The organism is Caballeronia sordidicola (assembly GCF_000729995.1).
Taxonomy (GTDB): Bacteria; Pseudomonadota; Gammaproteobacteria; order Burkholderiales; family Burkholderiaceae; genus Caballeronia; species Caballeronia sordidicola_A.
The window spans coordinates 64,265-83,325 of the sequence record NZ_JNFG01000198.1 but is presented as its reverse complement, the minus strand read 5'-3'; the positions used below and the strand labels follow the sequence as shown (position 1 = coordinate 83,325).

The 19,061-nt window shown below is 60.4% G+C and carries 11 protein-coding genes and 1 pseudogene; 5 read left to right on the top strand and 7 right to left on the bottom strand.

The window, feature by feature from the left end:
• Positions 1-85 precede the first annotated feature (85 nt).
• The 4 genes from FH08_RS0134710 to FH08_RS0134695 form a co-directional block, all read right to left on the bottom strand.
• On the bottom strand, positions 86-1,300 hold the full coding sequence (locus FH08_RS0134710; protein ID WP_031362739.1) for an MFS transporter: 1,215 nt from the start codon (positions 1,298-1,300) through the stop codon (positions 86-88).
• 204 nt (positions 1,301-1,504) lie between these two features.
• Positions 1,505-2,482, bottom strand: coding sequence for a LysR family transcriptional regulator (locus FH08_RS0134705; protein WP_051888756.1), 978 nt, complete (start codon positions 2,480-2,482; stop codon positions 1,505-1,507).
• A gap of 230 nt (positions 2,483-2,712) precedes the next feature.
• Positions 2,713-3,363: a 2-hydroxychromene-2-carboxylate isomerase gene (locus tag FH08_RS0134700; RefSeq protein WP_031362737.1), complete on the bottom strand. Its 651-nt coding sequence runs from the start codon at positions 3,361-3,363 to the stop codon at positions 2,713-2,715.
• Positions 3,364-3,433: 70 nt separating this feature from the next.
• A complete protein-coding gene (locus FH08_RS0134695; protein ID WP_235210596.1) occupies positions 3,434-4,789 on the bottom strand; it encodes a TAXI family TRAP transporter solute-binding subunit in 1,356 nt (451 codons plus the stop codon).
• An 847-nt stretch (positions 4,790-5,636) separates the two neighbouring features.
• Here FH08_RS0134695 and FH08_RS0134690 point away from each other — a divergent pair.
• Both FH08_RS0134690 and FH08_RS0134685 read left to right on the top strand, forming a co-directional pair.
• Entirely contained in the window at positions 5,637-5,996 is a 360-nt protein-coding gene (locus tag FH08_RS0134690) for a BON domain-containing protein (protein ID WP_031362735.1), read from the top strand.
• A 220-nt stretch (positions 5,997-6,216) separates the two neighbouring features.
• A complete protein-coding gene (locus FH08_RS0134685) occupies positions 6,217-8,325 on the top strand; it encodes a D-(-)-3-hydroxybutyrate oligomer hydrolase (RefSeq protein WP_031362734.1) in 2,109 nt (702 codons plus the stop codon).
• Between the two features lie 193 nt (positions 8,326-8,518).
• On the opposite strand, the gene FH08_RS0134680 is transcribed toward FH08_RS0134685, so the two are convergent.
• Positions 8,519-9,310, bottom strand: a complete 792-nt coding sequence (locus tag FH08_RS0134680; protein ID WP_031362733.1) for a DUF2242 domain-containing protein — start codon at positions 9,308-9,310, stop codon at positions 8,519-8,521.
• A gap of 2,000 nt (positions 9,311-11,310) precedes the next feature.
• Between FH08_RS0134680 and FH08_RS54070 the strand changes: the two genes are divergently transcribed.
• On the top strand, positions 11,311-12,774 hold the full coding sequence (locus FH08_RS54070; protein ID WP_160172533.1) for a hypothetical protein: 1,464 nt from the start codon (positions 11,311-11,313) through the stop codon (positions 12,772-12,774).
• 1,044 nt (positions 12,775-13,818) lie between these two features.
• On the opposite strand, the pseudogene FH08_RS54205 reads toward FH08_RS54070, so the two are convergent.
• Positions 13,819-14,119, bottom strand: a pseudogene (locus FH08_RS54205) (sugar phosphate nucleotidyltransferase); the annotation flags it as partial.
• An 847-nt stretch (positions 14,120-14,966) separates the two neighbouring features.
• Complete coding sequence (locus FH08_RS0134650; protein ID WP_235210594.1) at positions 14,967-15,797, bottom strand: sugar transferase; 831 nt, start codon at positions 15,795-15,797, stop codon at positions 14,967-14,969.
• A 1,013-nt stretch (positions 15,798-16,810) separates the two neighbouring features.
• Here FH08_RS0134650 and FH08_RS0134645 point away from each other — a divergent pair.
• Entirely contained in the window at positions 16,811-17,101 is a 291-nt protein-coding gene (locus tag FH08_RS0134645) for a co-chaperone GroES (protein WP_031362728.1), read from the top strand.
• Between the two features lie 106 nt (positions 17,102-17,207).
• The gene (groL, locus tag FH08_RS0134640; RefSeq protein WP_031362727.1) at positions 17,208-18,848 is read left to right on the top strand and encodes a chaperonin GroEL; all 1,641 of its coding nucleotides are present in this window, start codon (positions 17,208-17,210) and stop codon (positions 18,846-18,848) included.
• The last annotated feature ends 213 nt before the right edge of the window (positions 18,849-19,061 follow it).

Below are 19,061 nucleotides of genomic sequence, written 5' to 3'. Positions count from 1 at the left end.
ATGCCTTCGGTCCTTTTTGCATTTTGCGTACGCCAAACAAAACGTCCGCCGAAGCGGACGTTTTTCATCGACGTAGGCAAAACTTTCAGGCGGTAGCCGCGCCACCCACCCCGCGCCCTGTGCGCATATAAAGCGCGACGGTGAGCGCCACGCCCGCCGCCGACGCAACCGCGGCAAACAGATACACCGAGCTGAACCCAAACTCCCCCGCGACATACCCGGCCAGCGGCCCCGTCACGCCCAGCGACAAATCCAAAAACACCGAATACGCCGACAACGCCGCGCCCCGGCTGGCCGGCGGAACAAGCCCGACCGCTTCCACGCCAAGCGCCGGAAAGATCAGCGCGAAGCCAAACCCGGTCAGCGCGGCGCCCGCGAGTGCGAAGGCGGGATCGGCGGCAAGCCAGAGCATCAGCAAACCAACGCATTCGAACCCAAACGACACGATGGCCACGCGGAAGCCGCCGAAGACCTTGATGGTGTTGGCGAACAAGAGCCGCGAGCCGACGAACATCGTGCCGAACACGGTCAACGAAAGCGCTGCATCAGGCCAGTTGTGCGCAGCATAAAAGAGCGTGATGAACGTGGCGATCGATCCAAATCCCGCCGAGCCCAGCGCGAGGCCCATGCCGTGCGGCAGCACGCGAAAGAACACACTGCGATACGACATGCGTTCGCCATGCACGATCGGTACAGCCGCCATGCGCGTGGCGAGCCAGTAGCCAAGACCGCCGAGCGCAATCACGAGCACGCCCAGCGACGCGAATCCGAGCGAGCGTTCCATCGCCACGCCGAGCGGAGCGCCGATAGCCAGCGCGCCATACGTGGCAATGCCGTTCCACGAAATCACGCGTCCGCTGCCGGCGGCTCCAACCCGCCCGATACCCCACGTGATCGCACCGGTTCCGACCCAGCTTTCGCCAAAACCGAGCACAAGACGGCCGACGATCAGCAGCCCCAGGCTCACCGAATGCCACTGCGACGCGAGCGCCGCGCTGAGCAGCAGCACGCCGCTGATCGCGCAGGCGGTCAGCCCGTACAGCACGGTCTGCTTCGGCCCGATGGTGTCCGCCGTGCGCCCGGCGAGCGGCCGCGAGGCGAGCGTTGCGAAGTACTGGACGCTGATCGCCACGCCTGCCATCACCGATCCGTAGCCGAGATCCGTATGCACGAAACCTGGCAGCACCGCGAGCGGGACACCGATGGTCAGGTAACAAATGAACGTGAACGTGACGACCGAGACGATCCGCCCGGTAATGGCTAGATCGGCGCGTCGGGACAGCGGGGCTTCGGTGGACATTGGGGTAAGTGCGGGGTTGATATCGCGGAAGAAGCGTGATTCTCCCATAGGTTGAGCGCACACGTGGCCCGCCGGACGCGTTTTCAGGACCCGCAGAATGGCGAAAAGGCTTGTCGGGGAGGGGTTTGCGGAATTTTGCGCTGCAGCAGAGAATTTGCGTTTGGCCCGCGACCGGCCAGCATCAGGCAATGAAGCGGGAAACTTTTACCGGCTTTCTTCGCGCGCGGGCTGCCCGGTCAACTCCAGGGAGACATCGGCCATCAGCGCCTGCAACCAGGCCAGGTCGGTGGGCCTGGTGACCTCGGGCAAAGACATCAGGTAACTTTCGATCGGCGGAAACTCGATCGGTGACTCCATGACCACGAGCGGCAACAGCGCGGCGTAATGCAGCGCGAAGCGGCGCGTGGCGGTGAAGATCAGGTCGGATTGCAGCAGCACTTGCGGCACGAGACCGAAGTACGGAATGGTCGTGACAATGCGTCGCCGGATGCCTGCGCCCGCCAGGCCTATATCGATGGGATGACGCTTCGCGCCGCTATACGTGGTGGGCGCGAGATGCGCGGCGTGCGCATAGCGCGCCGTTGTCAGCGGTTCGCGTGCGAGCGGATGGCCGCGGCGCATGAGACACACGAAGCTGTCGGTGAAGAGATCGCGGCGCGTAAAACGCGGCTCGGGATTCTCCCAGTTACCAATAACCAGATCGAGATCGCCTTCATCGAGTGCGCGTTCGTGATCGAGCGTCGGCGTCAGCGACTCAATCTCCAGCCGTGCATTCGGCGCCGCCACGCGGAAAGCGCGAATCAGCGTCGGCATGAAAAAGTCGTTCAGGTAATCAGGCGCTGCGACCCGGAACGTGCGCCGTGACGTGATGGGATCGAAGGCGCCATGCGGTGTGGCGACAAACTCGACCTCACGCAGCGTGCGCTGCACGGCCGGCAGCAGCGACGCGCCGTACTCGGTCGGCACCATGCCCTGCTTGCCGCGCACGAGAATGGGATCGTGCAGCAGTTCGCGCAGCCGCCGCAGCGCCGTGCTGATGGCGGGTTGCGTTTGCCCCAGTTGCAGCGCGGCCTGGGTGACGCTGCGCTCGGTCAGCAGCGTTTGCAGCACGCGGATCAGCCAGATGTCGAGGGAATCGGCGGCGGAGCTGGCGTAATCGGCAGGATCGGTGGGATCGGTCATGGAGCGCGGTCTTCGGGCGGACCCTTGGGGCTGGATGATGCGCAGCGTGATGCACATCAATTCGTGGCGGGACGATCAGGCGTTGCGCACGCCCGATCGAAATTGCACTACGTTAAGCCCGGCCGAACCCTCACGCCATAGCGTGCGCGCTATGCACGGGATACGGCTCGCCCGCCAACCGGCGCGGGCCGAACCTGCCGATTCTCTGCCGATTCTCGCTACGCGCCGCTTCACACGGCCGGCGCGGTCCGCGGCAAATTGCTGATTCGCTGCACTTCCGCGCCTTCGAGCCAGTTCGGCGAACGGGCGACGTAGAGCACCATCGGCAGCGTGTCCTCGCCCCAGAACAATTGCTGGTTCACCACGAACGTCGGCACGCCGAACACGCCGAGTTCCACCGCGCGCGCGACATTGGCCAACAACTTCGCCTCAACGTCCTCCAGCTCGATCATCTTTGCGCCGTCGGGCAGGCCCACGTGGCGGCACAGATCATCGAATCCTTGCTCGGTCGACGGATCACGGCCTTCCTTCCAGATGAACCGGAAAATCTCGCGGATACAGCCGATTTCCCCGCCCGCCGCCACGGCGAGGCGCAGCGCCTTGCTGGAATTGAAGGGATGCGACGGCGGCATTTTGAACGGAATACCGAGCTGTTCGGCGCGAAAGAGCGCGTATCGATACATGAACACTCGCTTTGGCGGAATGTTCCCCGGCATCGGCTGGCCCCAATGCTTGAGGAGCTTCAAATAGTCGATGGGCAGGATCTCGAACGGCATGTTCGGCCACTTTTCGTGCTGTTCGAGCAGCAGATACGAAAAGGGAGAGTTGAAATCGAAAAAAAAGTACGGCTGGCGCGGATCGATGGAAGGCGAGGCGCTCATATGAATCTCCCTGGTGCGTTGCTCGTCGCGGCAGCCGTCAAACCGGCTACCGTTGTTGCTTCTTTCGATATTACGTGGTGTGCTGAACGCTGTCTGCCTGAGCATCGAGTGCGGCGGCCTGAGCGACGGTCAGCCGCTGCCGCACAAAGCCAATATGTTCGCGCAGCACGTAGAACTGGTCGGCGTAGGCGAGCGGCATTTTCATCTGGTTCACCGCATTTTCAATACCATCCACCCGCTCGATCAGCGCCTCGCGCTGGGCCGGTTCGGGGTCGCTCATGGCCTCGCGTTCAATGCCGATCAGCGCGCCGTAGATCTTGTAGATCCGCGACTTCACCCGCCACCGGTACAGTCCCGGCACCAGCCGCAAACCCGGAATCAGCACCACGATGATCGGCACCAGCAGCACGATCACGCGATCGGCAAGACTCGCGATCCAGAACGGCAGCGTCCGGTACAGGAAGCTTTTACCCGACTTGTAGTAACGCTCGGCGTCGTCGCTGATGTGGAACTCGTGCTGCAGCGGCGCGGGGAATTCGTTGGCCGTCTGCAACAGGTTCGCGCGCCCGTGCACCTCCTTCGCGGCTTCGATCAGCAGGTCGGACAGCGCCGGATGCAGGCCGTCGCGGGCGATCAGCTCGGCTGTCGGCGCAATCAGGTGGATAGGATGCGGCGGCACGTTCTTCGCCAGATCGAGGGCGCCCATCGGCAGGAGGATCACCTTCAGGTACGGAAAGCGCCGCGCGTAGGCGTCGGCCTGGGTGAAATCGAAGAAATGGATGCCGGGTGTGCGAAACAGCTTGCCCATGGTCGGCGGCTGCGCGGAATCGCCGGTGAGAAACGCGGCGTCGATACTCCCGTCCGTCAGCGCGCTGGCCGCGGCGTCGCCGCTCAGCGGCAGCAATTCGGTGTCTCCGCCCGGCTCGATGCCATTCGCCTTCAGCACCGCCAGCGCGAGCGCGCGCGTGCCGCTTCCTTCGGTACTGATGGCAAGCCGCTTACCCTTCAGTTCTGAAAGCCGCGTCAGCAGCTGTCCACGATAAAACACTGCCAGTGGCACATACGCAACGCTGCCGAGCGAGACCAGATTTTCGTGCTTGTCCGCCGCGCCGGGCGCCGACATGCCGCCCTGCACGAAACCGACATCGACGTTCACCTTCGGATCTTCGAGCTTTTGCAGGTTATCGAGCGAACCCTGCGACTCCAGCACATTCAGCGTAACACCGTTGCGCGCGAGGATCCTTTTGTACTGCTGCGCGTCGTTCCAGAACGAACTGCCCTTGGTTCCGGCAGACATGGTCAGCGTACTCGGCGGCGCGGGCTGGATCAGCCGCACGGCGAGATAGATCGCAGCGGCGCTGATCAGCAGGATAGGGCCGAACGACATCGCGAGGTCGCGCCACGAGATCGCGACGAAACGCGCCATGGTCGGAGCGATGCGCCGGGTGCGGAGTTTCTTCGGGGGTTCGTGAGCGGGTGGTTCTTGGCCGGGAGTTTGGGTCATTGTCGGGTTCGATGGAGCGGGGACCTGCGTTGACGCAAAACCGTAAAAGCAGCGGATTTATAAACGGGTATGAACGGGTATGAGTGGGTATAAGCGAGAAGCAGGAAAGGGAAAACCCTCGTATCCACTCATTCACTATACAAACCAGCGATGGCTAAATACCTCCCATTCCACGCGTTAAGCCTTTTATTCAGTCGCGGCAGTGAAATATGCCTGTGCTAATACGTTGAAACGTCTGCTGTTACATTCAACGCTCGCGCTCTGTTGCAATTTTCGCCGATGGTACAGGATCGCCCGTGCCGTTGGATCACGGGCAGGCCCTAAGGCGGTATGGCAATATGGATAAGTACGGCCGAGTGTGCACTTCATCGTGTTAAATGCTTTGCGCTTCTCGCGAGGCTGGATTAAATTGACGTTCGCCGCCGTATAACCAGCATCCGCGCCGCCAAACCGGCATTCGGAGCGTTGCTCCGAGCAGAACCGGCCGCGTCGTAGGATGTGCAGCAGCTTTTGTCCTTGTTTTTGTCCTTGTGCCAGCGGTCATGACACCCGTATAAGAACGGCCGGACATTTGTTTTTTTCGCCAGTCTCTCGCAACACCGTGTCGCCAGCATCGGCGGTCTGTTTGTATCGTATGTGCGTCGATCGTTTGCTCGTCGGTGGTACACAGACCGCAAGATGTCGTAGCCGAGCCGCTGGGTTGATGCGGTCCAAAAGAAGCACTAGAGCAACACTTTGCGAAGTCCAAAGCGAAACAAAAGGAGAAGTCATGAAAGTAGTCGATATGTTGAAGGCGCTGAGCGTCGTGGTGTGCGTCGCAGTGGCGTCGAGCGCCTATGCTCAATCAAGTGATGCCATGGCCACGACTGACGCAGCTCCGTCGGCCAAGACCACCAAGAAGGTCAACCGCAAGCTCGGCCTTGATGTGCGGCGTGCATTGAGTAAGGCACAGGGCATCGACGTGTCGAACATCTTCGTACGCGCACGTGCCGGTGCAGTCGTGCTGACGGGTACGGTGCCTGACGGCGCGCAGATTCCGAAGGCCGAGGAAGTGGCGAAGGGCGTGAGCGGTGTGACCTCCGTGTCGAACAAGCTCACGCTGGCTGTACCGAACGGTGGTGGAGGCTGATATTTCCCTGAGCCCTGGACTGCGGCGCGTCGTTGCAGTGTTTTTGCAGCGTGCGACGTGGTTTTGTCCAGTGGTTTAAATAACGGGTTCCGGTGCTTCGCACCGGAACCCGTTATGCGTTATGGGCTCGAGCTTCCTGGTTGAGAGCAGGAGCGGGCTGCTTGCTTGCATCGAATCGAAAGAAGTACGCCGGATAAAAACAACGTACTGGAGAGCGACGATGAAACGATTTCCGGGAGCCGCGGCGCTTGCCCTGGCAATGGCGGCGTTCGGCCTGGCGGCCTGTCACGGCGACGATGACGGGAATAACAACGGCAACGGTTCTCAGAACAATGCCCTGCCGACCTTCATCTCCGGCGGCGTGCGCACGCAAACCTACGACGGCACGACCGACGACCTGCTGACAGCGGGGCTGGGCAAGGACGGGCTGGCATCGGCAACGCCGCCGGCCATCGCCAATTCAGCCTCGCCGAGCGCCGCTGAATTGCGCCGCCTCGCGATCTACTCGAACTATCGCGCGCTCGTTGATATGTCCGCCAATGGCGGCTACGGGCGCTTCTGGGGGCCGAATGTCGACCTGAACGGCAACGACACGCTCGGCGAGGGGATGATCGCCGGAAAGGAATATCTGGCGTTCGCCGACGACGGCAGCGGCACGCTCAACGTGAGTCTGCTCGTGCAGATCCCGGCGAGTTTCAATCCCGACCAGCCGTGCATTGTCACCGCCACTTCGTCCGGGTCGCGCGGCGTGTACGGGGCGATATCGGCGGCGGGGGAATGGGGCTTGAAGCGCGGCTGCGCGGTCGCTTACACCGATAAAGGCACGGGCAACGGCGCACACGAACTGGCGACGAACACGATTACGCTCATCGACGGTACGTCGCTCAACGCCGTCGCTGCCGGCAAGACCAGCGTGTTCACGGCGAACCTCGGCAGCACCAATCTCGCTACGTTCAACGCGCAATTCCCGAATCGCTACGCGTTCAAGCACGCCCACTCGCAGCAGAATCCGGAGAAAAACTGGGGTACGAATACGCTGCAGGCGATCCAGTTCGCGTATTGGGCGCTCAACGATAGCTACGGAACGCTGAACGGCAGCACGCGCCAGATCCGCTATAAGCGCGGCGATGTGACGACCATCGCGGCGTCGGTGAGCAATGGCGGCGGCGCGTCGCTCGCGGCCGCCGAGCAGGACACACAGGGATGGATCACGGCGGTGGTCGTGGGCGAGCCGCAGATCAACCTGAACGTGCCTTCGCAGGTGTCGGTGAGGCAGGGCGGCCTGGCGGTGGCATCGTTCGGCCGGCCGCTCGCCGACTACATGACGCTCGCCAACTTGCTGCAGCCTTGCGCAGCGTTGGCGCCGGCCGCAGCGGGCGCACCGTATCTCTCGGCGTTGACTTTGACCACGACCGCGTCGATCCGAGCGGCGCGCTGCGCGTCGCTGGCGGTGAACGGCGTAATTTCCGGGGGCGACGTCGTCAGCCAGGCCACCAATGCCCTCGCCTTGCTGCATCAGGCCGGTTATCAGACGGACTCCGACTTCCTGCAGGCGCCGATGTGGGATTCGCAGGCCGTGCCCGCGGTCGCCGTGACGTACGCCAATGCGTACACGCAGTCGAGCGTCGGCGATAACCTCTGCAACTTCAGTTTCGGCACGACCAATGCCGTGACAGGTGCAGCAGGAGTCAGCCCGGTGGTTTCTCCGATGCTGACCGTGTTCGGCAATGGCAATGGCGTGCCGCCGACCAATGGCATCAACCTTGTCTACAACGCGGGGAATTCGGGCGCGGCGGACCATCGCTTCGCTACCGCCGACGCCAGTTTCACCGGCGCGTTTTGCCTGCGAGGTTTGTGGACCAACGGCGACGCGCGGATGACCGCGAGTGTCAATGCGATCCGGGTGAATGCCAATCTGCACGGGAAGCCGGCGATTATCGTGCAGGGGCGTTCGGACACGCTCGTGCCGATCAACCACGCGTCGCGCCCGTACGCCGCGATGAACAAGCTCGCCGAGGGCAATGCAAGCAATTTGTCGTTTTACGAGGTGACGAACGGCCAGCATTTCGACGCGTTCCTGAGCGTCGCGGGCTTCGATAACCGCTTCGTGCCGCTGCAGTACTACAACCTTCAGGCGCTGAACCTGATGTGGGCGCATTTGAAGAGCGGGGCGCCTTTGCCGCCGTCGCAGGTCGTGCACACGGTGCCGCGGGGCGGTACGGCGGGGGCGGCGCCGGCTTTATCGGTGAACAATTTACCGGCGATATTGGCGTCGCCCGGGGCGAATGCGATCACGTTCGGCGGAGGCAGGGTGAATGTGCCGAATTGAAGGAAGTCTTGATCTCGCCGATCAAAGGCTGGCCGGCGAGGGTATCGGACGGGTGCGATCTTCGATTAGTCGAGGCACGGCCGCTGAATGGGCGGCCGTTGGGGCGTCGCCCGCCGCGATCTTCGATTGATTGTGTGGCAGCGACCGCTGCGCAATTGGCTACAGCATGAACGAACGCACCGGCTGGAAGCGCTTAAGGCGCGGCCGCCGGCGCGGAAGCCGGCGTAGCCGCTGTCACACCCGTGGCGCTGGCGGCTGAAACAGCGCTCGCCGCTCGTGCAGCATTAGCGGCGCCGCTGTTCAACTCTGCGCGAGCGGCTGAACTCGCGGCCGGCGTCTGCACGACGATAGGTATGGGCGTGAGGTCCGGCGAATTCAGGATCAGCGACGGCGGGAGGGCCTGGCTGCTGACGCTCTCGCCGGGAATGGGCGAACTGCGCGGCACGGTTTTCAAATAATGGTCGACCAGACTAAAAAAGCGCTCGTAGAACTTGCCTGCCGGCACGGTTTCGCTGGAAATCTTCACCATCGAATCGCTGTTCGAGCGGATCGGCAGCGAGAGCGAGCCGAGCACGCTCAATCCCACGCTCGCCGACGTGTCGCTTTTCTTCAGCGTATAGCCGTCCTGCACGGCGTTCACGTACGCGATGCTCGTATTGGTGGCGTTCTCGCCCGCCGTGCAGACCACATGAAACGACACCACCACGTGCGTATCGGCCGACGGCTGGAAGTTCTTCGTGGCGTCGATGCTATCCGGCTGGGTCATCGTCGTCATGTAACCCTGGCTTAGCAACGCCCGGCGTGAGGCTTCGCACGTTTCCTGGCTGGTGGCGTCGTAGTTGCGGGCGAACGGACTGGCTCCCGTCGAGAACATTTCCGCCTGGTAGCTGGGCGTGGGCGCTGCTTTGCCGCCACACGCGGCGAGGATCAGCAGGGGCAGGGCGAGCGAAAGACGGGAAATCGGGCGGGCAAACAGGATGTGCATGACAGTCGGCAGGATGAAACGAAGGACATCGGCGGTCTAGATTGTAGTGTGCCGGGCGAGTGAACGTAAAAAGCAGGAAATTACCGGGATATTGCGTGCCGGTATCACGCCCACAAGAGCGCTTGTCTAACGTTTCGAAGCGCGTCAGAACGCCGATAGATCTCGCCTTGCTTTAATTGTCTGAGGTATTTGACGTTCAAGCGCTCTTGGCGGGAGCACGTGGTTAGATCGAGCAAGCGACCTTGATTCTTTGAGTTCTCTGACTTCGAACTTTCCGGGAAGGAGGTCCGTTAAATTGGTTCGCTTTGTCGCCGGGTTTGCAGTTGATCCATTTACAGCTGATTTGCTGCGTGAAACATAAAACGCCAGCTAACTCAGCAGCGACGATAAAAGCGACGCCGGGCGGTCGAACCGATCATCGGACAGGTGAAGCAAAGTCCCGGCAAGCTCGAGGAGTAAACGCGGTGACGTGCGGTAAGCGGTGTTGTACGCGCATGGTTTTCAACGCTTGGGCTATAGATCGGGATCGCGCCGGCTGCTGCGTGCGATTGTTCGCCTGACGCTGGTAGCGGCATTTTTTTTCTGCATGGCTGTGTGGATAGTGGGCACCTGGATGCGAGCCGCTCTCTTTGTTACCGCGTTCTAACCCTTCGAGCATGCCCCCTCGTTGTTCCCTACAGCAACGACAGCTTCGTCTGGGTTCGCGTGCTGAATTTTGCGGCGCCGACTTACCTGTCGTTGCCCGGCGTCCGGGCTCGGGCCACGCATAAAGCGCACACGAAGACGCCGAAGAGCACGCCGATAAAAAAGCATGCGGCGTGCGTGAAAAAGCTGAACATCTAGTACTCTCCTTATCGGTTGAATATCGGAAAATGGTGGTAGCGCAGACTAGGATAAGTGCATTCGATCAGACACAGCTTATTGCCTGGTTCCCTGACATACCCCGATACTCCGGCGCGCCACGGCGACATAGCTTACCTCACAAGCCTTGCCGGACAGGCTTCGAGTTGAATCCGCTGTCGTCTTTTTCTTGCAGTCGCTGCTTAGGCATCGCGACAAGTTGCCCAACGTCATGGCAGCGCTGCGCTCGCGCGCGCGGCTTCGTGTTCGTGTTGCTCTTCCTCTTCCTCTTCAGAACGAACGTTGAGAGCGACTGGTCTGGGCTAGACAAAATTCTACGTTTGGCTTGGGCTGCGTATCACCTTGTCTCGTCGGCCAAGTGGTGCGCCGTCTCCGGGAACGGAATTCGAACGGGATCGAGTGCAGTCAGCTTCTAGAATGGATTGCGATGAACAAACGGGACGCCGCCGCGTCCGTCAATATACGGAGGAATTTGAGAGCATGGCTATTGTTGAGCCACACGTGCCCGCTCGTCGATTTTGACGAATCGATACACCGCCAGTAGGAGAATCGGCATGCGGCATCACCGTCATGGCTAACCATATTTTTAGTTAGGGTAACGATGGAAGAGTGTTTTGGGGACTGAGGCAAAGGATGGCTGCCCCCCGCACGCGTTGATGACAACCATTGCGGCGTCGAGTTCGGGCGCCAGTTAAAGCCATCGCAGCGCTGCGTGCTGGGAGTTGTGCCCAGGACGCTCGCGCAACGGGTGCATATGTGCACGCATTGCGGACACACTGCACCACGCGATCTAAATAGCGCATCGGTCGTCCTGATCGATGCGCATATACCGGGAATGGGCGTAACGGCGAGCCCCAAACCTCTGGCGCGGTAACGCCCGAAGTCAAAATCCGTGGCCTGAGATACCCCTGCTACAGCGTCGCAAGATACTTAGCGGCGGGATAGTGAATCAATGCACGTGCCACGTGCCAGGCAGCAACGTGCACCGGGTGAATATTTCCCGTCGACGAGCACCAGCGAAATAACGCAATCGCGATGCTGCTCGACTAACCGCAGGGTAGCGACGGAACGTGGTCCGAGAGGACACAGCGGTAGTAGTCGCCGTGTCCTCTCGTTCCCGCAAAGCGTTGCCTGCTTCAGTGACCGCCGCCGCCACCGTTGCCGCCACCGCCACCGCCGCCGCCGTTGCCACCGCCGTTTCCGCCGCCGTGACCGCCGCCGTAACCGCCGCCGTGACCGCCGCCGTAACCGCCGCCGTAACCGCCGCCGTAACCGCCGCCGTAACCGCCGCCGTGACCGCTGCCGTGACCGCTGCCGTTGCCAACGCCATGACCGTCGCCGTGGCCATCGCCATGACCGTCGCCATGACCGTCGCCATGACCGTCGCCATGACCATCGCCGTTGCCAACGCCATGACCGTCGCCGTGTCCATCGCCGTTGCCAACGCCATGACCGCCGCCGTGGCCATCGCCGTGACCGTCGCCATGACCGTCACCGTGGCCATCGCCATGACCGTCGCCGTGTCCATCGCCGTTGCCAACGCCATGACCGTCGCCGTGACCGTCGCCGTGACCGTCGCCGTGGCCATCGCCGTGGCCATCGCCATGACCGACGCCGTGACCATCGCCATGACCGTCGCCGTTGCCAACGCCATGACCGTCGCCGTGTCCATCGCCATGACCGTCGCCATGACCATCGCCATGACCATCGCCATGACCGTCGCCGTTGCCAACGCCATGACCGTCGCCGTGACCATCGCCATGACCGTCGCCGTTGCCAACGCCATGACCGTCGCCGTGTCCATCGCCATGACCGTCGCCATGACCGTCGCCGTGTCCATCGCCATGACCGTCGCCATGACCGTCGCCGTGACCGTCGCCGTGGCCATCGCCATGACCGTCGCCGTGACCATCGCCATGACCGTCGCCGTGACCATCGCCATGACCGTCGCCGTGTCCATCGCCATGACCGACGCCGTGGCCATCGCCATGACCGTCGCCATGACCGTCGCCGTGACCATCGCCGTGTCCATCGCCATGACCGACGCCGTGGCCATCGCCATGACCGTCGCCGTGGCCATCGCCATGACCGTCGCCGTGTCCATCGCCATGACCGTCGCCGTGTCCATCGCCATGACCGACGCCGTGGCCATCGCCATGACCGTCGCCATGACCGTCGCCATGACCATCGCCGTGGCCATTGCCGTGACCGTCGCCGTGACCATCGCCATGACCATCGCCGTGACCGTCGCCATGACCATCGCCATGACCGTCGCCATGACCATCGCCGTGACCGTCGCCATGACCATCGCCGTGACCGTCGCCGTGACCGTCGCCATGACCATCGCCATGACCATGACCATGGCCGTGGCCGTGGCCGTGGCCGTGGCCGTGGCCCGAGCCGCTTCCCGTATCACCACCCGTGCTGCCGCCGGTGCTTCCGCCCGTGCTTCCACCGGTGCTGCCGCCGGTGCTTCCACCGGTGCTTCCACCGGTGCTTCCACCGGTGCTTCCACCGATGCTTCCACCGGTGCTTCCACCGGTGCTTCCACCCGTGCTTCCGCCGGTGCTGCCACCCTTGCTACCGCCCGTACTACCGCCTGACCCTACGCCGCCACCATTTGAGTTGCCGACTCCGCCGCCGGTGCCCCCGCTTCCTCCACTTGAGTTGCCGCCGGCCGCGGTGCCTCCAGCACCCGAACTACTACCTGAAGAGCCGGAGCTGGTTCCCGAACTGCCGCCTTTGCCCGCGCCATTACCACTCGACGTGCTGCCAGAGGACCCGCCTCCATTTGCGGAAACGACCAAACCCGCACCGACGCCTGAGGTCCCGTTCGAATCGTAGCCGTATTCTTCGTTGGCGCCGTTAGTGCTCAACGCAGCAACTTTTGCGACGGCAGAGGGTGCAACAGGTCCGCAATCGCTCGACGGCGTGGTGTAGCACGGGGAAATGGGCGCTCCTGCAAGCGGCAGAGCTCCGGCCTGCGCGTTCACCAGTCCTGGTATAGCGCTGGCGAGAACGATGCAGCTCACCTTGAGAGCGGTCCTCAAACTTGATTTGTAAGCAGTGCTCATATTATCTCCTGTATGAAACGCGTATCTGTATCGCGCTCCCACGTTGGCAGGACACGATGTGCGCTAAGGATGACAGGATGCGGGAGGCGTTCTGTGCGCTGCGCCACGCGACTGGAGTTAGTTGTGCTGCGAAGGTGCGCGAGGGCTCATAAAACGTTTGCGATGCCTCGCACAACGCCCCGTCCGAGTAATGCCATTTGGCTCGAAACCCCGTTTCTGTCAGCTTTGTAAGTCGACGGTGTCTCATCAACCATTCGATCTCAAGCAAGCGAACTCGCCCAAATTCGAATGCTTGGTCAACGACGACTCGCTATCGATGCCGACCGCTACAAGCAGTGAGCCGCAGAGCACGACAAGCGGATCTATGCATAGCGTGTCGCGGCTTTAGCGCGCTGGTGACTGGGCAGCGTTGTGCATGACAGGATCTTTCGTCGTCGGATCGGCGAGCGCGTCCTGATAACTCGCAGCAAAGGCTTGTATCCGGGAAGCGTCGACAGCATCAGCCGCTGGCCACGCGGCACCTCTGGTTTTGACGGTCGCTGAAATTTGATACTCGCTTTTCACGACTTCCGCTGCTGCTTCGTTCAGGATCACGTGACCCGCTGGCAGCACGAGCAACCGCGCATCGGGCGATATGCGCAATGCGAGAAGCGCCGCCATGGCGACGGCCGCAGCGGTGTCACAGCCCACTGGTTCGAGCAAGATAGAGACGGCCTGGTCCGGACTCCCCGAAACTGTTCTCGACGAGGAAGCGTTGCTCGTTGTTCGTGACTACAATCGGCGCAGTAGCGCCCACGATTCTGCTCGGACGCAACGTCGTTGGTTGCAGCAGGGTTCGATCGCTGGTCAGCTTCAGATACTGCTTCGGAAAGCCATCATGGATGTTTGCGCGATTGCTTGATATTAAGTTCATCGCCCCATTGCTGTAGGACCGCTTACTGTTCGAGGTACATCGATCTGGGGCGTCTGAGTAAGAGTGTGATCCGTAAATCGGAGCAGTTGACTAGCGCGACGATTGCCTACCGTAGCTGTATAAGGTCCGCCGGAAACATGAAATCCTCTTCTGCAACCGAGCTTTTAATCTGGTTTGATTTCGCTGTCCGTTCTTGAATGGGCCGCTCCCGCATACGATGAACTGGCTGCGGCGACTACTGTTCTGCATTCCTGATCGGCACAGCTTGAATGCTGGCCGCGATACCGCAATGCAGATCGGCACAGCGTTGATAACAAACGGACGGCGTGACATAACGAGGTAAATTCACGGGTCAGAAGCGAGAACTATGACAAGCCTCGATGCCGCCTAGTCCGGCTCTGGCCTGGAAAAGAACGTGATTACGTCAGCTCGACGGAGCTTGCGCTGTAGATCGTTGCGTCGCTGCGATCTACGCCTTGAACTCGGAACCCGTTTTTCGCAATATCAAGACCGATGCTTAGCGGGCGCACCAAGAATCTCCCGAAAGTGGCTCGGAAAGTGTGCGCCTTGGAGGAGGCGGGAGTCCCTACCATCAGCCTCGTTGCAGCTTGACCCCCGCAGGGCCACTATGAAATCCGGTGACTCGCGCCTCATTTATCAAGCGACCTCGAGGCTCCTATTGCGATCCAAGTTCTGCGAGTCCCGGTCCCACCTGTTTCTTCATGGTACTCGATGCCAACGCGACCTTTCGACGTGGCATCCTGTTTGCTAAATCACGCGACCTGCTACGTGCAAGAGTGATCAATATTCAATACGCCCCGTCTCTCTTGAAGATGACTTTGAACGTTTTCAGCAAAATTAATATGTCGAGCGAAAGCGAACAGTCCTTGGCGTAAGAAACATCGAGCGAAACCCTTGTCGCATAGTCAACATCATTCCTTCCGCTGACCTGCCACAAGCCCGTCATGCCCGGTTTGGTCTCCAGATAATAGTGCACGTCGGCGCCATATCTTGCCAACTCCTCATCAACGATCGGTCGCGGACCAACAAGGCTCATGTCGCCGCGGAGCACGTTCCACAGTTGAGGAAGTTCGTCGAGACTGGTGCGGCGTAGCAACCGACCGATCGGTGTTATCCGGATATCGTTCTTGAGCTTGAAATCCCGGTCCCATTCCTCGCGCGCTTTCGGATCGGTTGCCAACAGGTGCTTGAGGACCGCGTCCGCGCCGGTGACCATGGAGCGGAACTTTAAGCACCTAAATTTGCGGCCGTTGCGGCCTATCCGAACGTGACCGAAGACAGGACGACCTCCGTCGCTCATCACAATGGCACCCATGATGAGAAGGAAGGGAGACATAGCAATCAGCAAGGAAGAAGCGCCGACAATATCGATCGTCCGCTTGACGACGTTCCTTGTCGTAAGCGACAAATCCATACCGCCAGCATTTGATTCGTCAGATTGAAACCCTTGGTTAGCTGACACATCGAGAGATGCGTCCGTTGAGGCTGCGTCCAGGCAGGTTGTTGAGTCGGGCAAGCTATCTCCGCGAGACACGGATAATTCTCGACTGTGGGCTGCCGGAATACTGGCGGGCATAAGATGTCTCGACATGGCGCGTTTCTCCATCAGCACTTTCATTTGCATCTCTCTTTGGTGAGTCCATGGCTATGTTTATACCTTCCGCAGAAAACCGAGAACGTGCGTTGCCACACGGAAATGCGAGAGCGCTGATTCATTCCTCGCGCCTCGATGACAAAAGAGGCAGCATGATGACAATTCGGCTAAATCGATATGTTTTTTGAGCGGCTAAAAGGGCTGTTTTAAGCTACAAGGCGCCCAAAATCTGAATATCGTCTAACCAATCACCGGGCAGTACAAATCGCCGCCAAGGAGCAATTTGGCTGAGCGTTTTCTGATGGCTGGCGGTGAATCAGATTAGTCACCCGTGAGACGCTGTTCGGATCGTCACGGGTATCGCATTTCGTCAATGAATTTGATTCAGTGTTAAAACATAATTGCGGTCGAGTGCGGCGACTGAGCGGGGAGAATGTAAAGCATAACTAAGTAAAATAACATATCAGGCGCTCATTAGGACATTCCTACTGAGGGGGAGATCGCGGTTCCTCCTGGCGTCTGTCGCAAAGTGCAGCTTTTGTTGTTCGATGGGGTTACGTCGCCGTATTTCCCAGTGCGGCTTCCGTGACGTTCATTTCCGACCGGCAATGCTCGGGCGTCTTTTACGCCAATTGTCCGAAATGCACTATCCAACCCCGCTCCAGGTCATTGCTCGACAATCTTCCTTCCTGACACACGCTCGAACATGCTGGACCAAAGGCTCAACGTGCATCCGCATATCGGTCAAATGAGGGTAATTGCCTAGTCCGCCTTACCGGCAAGCCATTGTTTTCCAAGACATGGAGCTGCCGGATCGGCGCCGTCCCGTCTTCAGCGCGCAGCCCAAGATCCGAGGCCTGTCACGGCTCGACACATATTTCTCGTCCGTCGCCGATATCCCTTCTTGAATTTACCGATCGGTGTGTCATATACTTGGCACTCGTCGCACGAGAGTGCTAACAGTTTTCCGACCGGCGGTTCTGTGAGCCGTCGGACGGGTTTCCCGCGTTTTTATAGTCAGTTAGAGAGGAGTGTGTATGAACCTTCGTCCTTTGCACGATCGCGTCATCGTCAAACGTCTGGATCAGGAAACCAAGACTGCCTCGGGCCTCATCATCCCCGACGCTGCAGCTGAAAAGCCGGATCAAGGCGAAATCCTGGCCGTCGGCCCGGGCAAGCGCGATGACAAGGGTACGCAAAACGCCCTCGACGTCAAAGTGGGCGACCGCGTGCTGTTCGGTAAGTACGCTGGTCAGACCGTCAAGGTCGACGGCAATGAACTGCTCGTGATGCGCGAAGAAGACATCATGGCCGTTCTGGTCAAGTAAATTCACGCCCATTTGGCTTTCCCGGCCGGACGATCGATCCGCTCAAGCGATTCTCGCCCGGCCTCATGAAAAGCCAGAAAACTGAAACGAATCAAGGAGTTTGAATATGGCAGCTAAAGAAGTCGTATTTGGCGATATCGCCCGTGCAAAGATGGTTGAAGGCGTGAACATCCTGGCCAACGCGGTCAAGGTCACGCTGGGCCCGAAGGGTCGCAACGTGGTTCTGGAACGCAGCTTCGGCGGCCCGACGGTCACGAAGGACGGTGTTTCGGTTGCTAAAGAAATCGAACTGAAAGACCGCCTGCAGAACATGGGCGCGCAAATGGTGAAGGAAGTGGCTTCCCGCACCAGCGACAACGCTGGCGACGGCACGACCACGGCTACGGTCCTGGCCCAGTCGATCGTTCGCGAAGGCATGAAGTACGTTGCATCGGGCATGAACCCGATGGACCTGAAGCGCGGTATCGACAAAGCAGTGTCGGCTGCAATCGAAGAACTGCGCAAGATCAGCAAGCCTTGCACGACGAACAAGGAAATCGCTCAAGTTGGCGCGATTTCGGCTAACAGCGATACGTCGATTGGTGACCGTATTGCTGAAGCAATGGACAAGGTCGGCAAGGAAGGCGTGATCACGGTTGAAGACGGCAAGTCGCTGGAAGACGAGCTGGACGTGGTTGAAGGCATGCAATTCGACCGCGGCTACCTGTCGCCGTATTTCATCAACACGCCGGAAAAGCAAGTCGCCATCCTCGAAAACCCGTTCGTGCTGCTGCACGACAAGAAGGTGTCGAACATCCGTGACCTGCTCCCGATCCTGGAACAAGTTGCGAAGGCTGGCCGTCCGCTGCTGATCATCGCTGAAGATGTGGAAGGCGAAGCTCTGGCAACGCTGGTGGTGAATAACATCCGCGGCATCCTGAAGACCGTTGCTGTGAAGGCTCCGGGCTTTGGCGATCGTCGTAAGGCCATGCTGGAAGACATCGCGATCCTGACTGGTGGTCAAGTGATTGCCGAAGAAACTGGCCTGACGCTGGAAAAGGCTACGCTGGCTGAGCTGGGTTCGGCTAAGCGCATCGAAGTGGCGAAGGAAAACACCACGATCATCGACGGCGCTGGCGAAGCGACGAACATCGAAGCGCGCGTGAAGCAAGTTCGCACGCAAATCGAAGAAGCGACGTCGGACTACGACCGTGAAAAGCTGCAAGAACGTGTCGCCAAGCTGGCTGGCGGCGTTGCAGTGATCAAGGTTGGCGCTGCTACCGAAGTCGAAATGAAGGAAAAGAAGGCACGTGTTGAAGACGCACTGCACGCAACGCGCGCAGCTGTGGAAGAAGGCATCGTGGCTGGCGGCGGCGTTGCGCTGATCCGCGCTCGTCTGGCACTGAAGGACCTGAAGGGCGACAACGCCGATCAGGACGCCGGCATCAAGATCGTGCTGCGCGCGATGGAAGAGCCGCTTCGCCAGATCGTCACGAACGGCGGCGAAGAAGCCAGCGTCGTGGTGGCAGCAGTTGCAGCCGGTACGGGCAACTTCGGCTACAACGCGCAAACGGGCGAGTACGTCGACCTGGTGGAAGCCGGTGTCGTGGACCCGACCAAGGTGACGCGTACGGCACTGCAAAACGCGGCATCGGTGGCAGGTCTGCTGCTGACGACCGACTGCGCTGTGTCGGAACTGCCGAAGGACGATGCTCCGATGGGCGGCGGTATGCCCGGCGGCATGGGCGGTATGGGCATGGACATGTAATTTCGGCTTCTGCCGAAGTTACAGGGCGGCGCGGGCTTCTTCGGAAGCCCGGCGAACGCCCAAAAAACCCGCGTCGGCAACGACGCGGGTTTTTTTACGGGTACGCCCGGCTGGGCACACCCGCTTAAAGGCGGATTTCCTGTATTCGCCGAATGAGGGGCGGGTTCAGCAAATTGGTGAGGGAGCGCGCGCGTAAAGCGCTTCATATGCCTG